The organism is Halorubrum sp. SD626R (assembly GCF_001261915.1).
Taxonomy (GTDB): domain Archaea; phylum Halobacteriota; class Halobacteria; order Halobacteriales; family Haloferacaceae; genus Halorubrum.
In genome coordinates this window covers 1-2,472 of record NZ_CVRT01000002.1, presented here as the reverse complement: position 1 = coordinate 2,472, position 2,472 = coordinate 1, and the positions used below count along the sequence as shown (strand labels likewise).

Here is a 2,472-nt window from a genome sequence, read left to right as displayed (position 1 = left end):
TCGCGGGCGGTTCGCGGCCGCCACCGGCGGCCGCTCACCGGCGCGCCGACCGCACTCATCTATTTATAAGCGATCGTCGCCGTCGCTCACTATCGTTTAAATACCGAATCGCAACCGCTGATCTGCGATACTCACCCCCGCTATCGATCAGGGGATCGTCCTCAGCGGCTGACTGTGTCACTGTGGTGTGTCTGAACGAGACGAGTGTAACGAAGTCGCGTAGCCTGTACACGAATATGGGTATTCACTCGTGCAATGTGAGAATATTTATGCAGTAACGTCGGGTACGGCCGCGCATGTCGATCACTCTGCCGGGACCGACGCTCGGCGTCGTCGGCGCCGGACAGCTGGGTCGGATGATGGGCGAGGCGGTCGCGCGGCTCGGCGTCGAGGTCGTCGTCCTCGACCCGACGCCCGACTGTCCGGCCGCCCCCGTCGTCAGCGACCAGATCGTCGGCGACTTCGACGACCCCGACGCGGTCCACGAGCTGGCGCGCCGCGTCGACGCGCTGACCTTCGAGATCGAGCTGGCCGACCCGGAACTGCTGGCCGAGGCGAGCGCGGAACACGACGTGCCGGTGCAGCCGGATCCCGCGACCCTCGAAACGATCCAGGACAAGCTAGTCCAGAAGGAGGCGCTCGCGGACGCCGGCATTCCCGTTCCCGAGTTCGTCGCGGTCGCGACCGCGGAGGGACTCGAACGGGTCGTCGAGGAGTTCGGCGGCGTCATGCTGAAGGCCCGGGAGGGGGGGTACGACGGTCGGGGGAACGTTCCGGTGGAAGACCCGGCCGACGCCGCCGCCGCGCTCGACGAGGTCGGCGGGAACGCGATGGCCGAGGAGTTCCTCGACTTCGAGCGCGAGATCGCCGTGATGGGCCTGAAGGGGGCGGACGGCGAGACGCGCACCTACCCCGTCACGGAGACGATTCACCGCGAGGAGATTCTCAGAGAGAGCATCGCGCCCGCGCGCGCCGACGACGCGGTCGTCGCCGAGGCGGAGTCCGTCGCCCGCGACGTGCTGGAGTTCCTCGACGGGCGCGGGGTCTACGGGATCGAGCTGTTCGAGACCCGCGAGGGGGAGGTCCTCGTCAACGAGATCGCGCCGCGCCCCCACAACTCCGGCCACTGGACGATCGAGGGCGCGCGCACCTCGCAGTTCGAGAACCACGTCCGAGCCGTGCTCGGCTGGCCGCTCGGCCCGACCGACCTCGTCGCGCCCGCGGTCACGGCCAACGTCCTCGGTGATGTCGACGAGACGGGGTCCGCCACGCTCCGCGGCGTCGAGGAGGTCCTCGCCGCGCCCGACGCCGACCTCCACTGGTACGGGAAAGAGGACGTGCGCCCGCTCCGGAAGATGGGGCACCTGACGGTGACCGGCGACGGCGGCGAGGCCGCTGCCGACCGCGGCGCGCTGCTCTCGCGGGCGCGGGAGCTCCGCGACGGGCTGACGTTCCGGGATGCGTAGCCGGGAACCGGTCGTCCCTCGGGAGTTCCGGTCGATCCGGTGCAGAAGGCGTCGAAGTCGCGCGCCCCGGCGCTCTCTCTGAGCGTTCCCTCGCGAACCTCATCGTGAAGGAGGACCGTGAGGCGTCTCTCGTCCCCCTCGTTCGTCGGATGCCGGTAGCAGGGCCCCGCGTGGTCGCCGGCGGTCCGTCGCCACTCGAACCCGCCGCGGTCGACGAGGGCTTTCACGGTCTCGCGTCCGGAGAACGTACGTCTCGCCGCGCCGTTCGAGCATGTCGGGCGGTTTTGCCTCTCCCGTCGCGTTCTCCTCGGGATCGATCCTGAGGCTCCGGTGCTCTTCGTCGGTCGGTTCGCGACCGATCTCTCCGCGATAGAGCGCGACGGCCTCGTCGAGGTTCTCCAGCGCGTCGGATCGGGGTTTCCCCTACGTCGTGACGCCCGTTCCCACGTCTCGGGCGACCCGCCAGTCGTCCTCCCGCCAGAGGCGGGTCTCGCCCTCGTGGTCCGTCCCGCTTTCCGTCGAACTCGCCGTTCCCACATTGTCCGCGCGATTTCGTTGACGAGGGTCGGGCGGCAGTCGAAACGCCGCGATCCCCCCGCCTCCGATTCGGTCAGTTCGTCGCCTCCGTGGCGCCCCCGACTCGTAGCCTTTTTACCCGCGCTGGCGGTAGACGGACTTACTATGGCTGAGGACAAGGCACGAAGCACCGGTAGTGCGGGCCGATTCGGCGCCCGCTACGGCCGGGTCTCCCGCAAGCGCGTCCAGGACATCGAAGAGGAGATGCAGAACGCCACCGTCGACGGCGACGACGTCACGCGCAAGGGCACCGGCATCTGGGTGAACGAGGAGACCGGCGAGACGTTCACGGGCGGCGCGTACCGCCCCGAGACCCCCGGCGGCCGCACCGTCCGCCGCTCCATCCGCGCCGCGCTCGCCGACGAGGAATAGGACGATGAGCTACAAGTGCTCCCGCTGTAAGCGCGACGTCACCCTCGACGAGTACGGC

The 2,472-nt window shown here is 69.2% G+C and carries 2 protein-coding genes and 1 pseudogene; 2 read left to right on the top strand and 1 reads right to left on the bottom strand.

The window, feature by feature from the left end:
• Positions 1–296: 296 nt before the first annotated feature.
• Entirely contained in the window at positions 297–1,466 is a 1,170-nt protein-coding gene (locus SD626R_RS00025; protein ID WP_092561747.1) for a 5-(carboxyamino)imidazole ribonucleotide synthase, read from the top strand.
• A gap of 21 nt (positions 1,467–1,487) precedes the next feature.
• Here SD626R_RS00025 and SD626R_RS17075 read toward each other — a convergent pair.
• Positions 1,488–1,693: pseudogene (locus SD626R_RS17075) on the bottom strand (type II toxin-antitoxin system HicA family toxin); the annotation flags it as partial.
• 454 nt (positions 1,694–2,147) lie between these two features.
• Here SD626R_RS17075 and SD626R_RS00010 point away from each other — a divergent pair.
• A complete protein-coding gene (locus SD626R_RS00010) occupies positions 2,148–2,414 on the top strand; it encodes an eL43 family ribosomal protein (RefSeq protein WP_008004716.1) in 267 nt (88 codons plus the stop codon).
• Positions 2,415–2,472: the final 58 nt, after the last annotated feature.

Coding starts and splice junctions, on each gene's coding strand:
- SD626R_RS00025 (WP_092561747.1), top strand. CDS start 297: ATGTCGATCACTCTGCCGGGACCGACGCTCGGCGTCGTCGGCGCCGGA.
- SD626R_RS00010 (WP_008004716.1), top strand. CDS start 2,148: ATGGCTGAGGACAAGGCACGAAGCACCGGTAGTGCGGGCCGATTCGGC.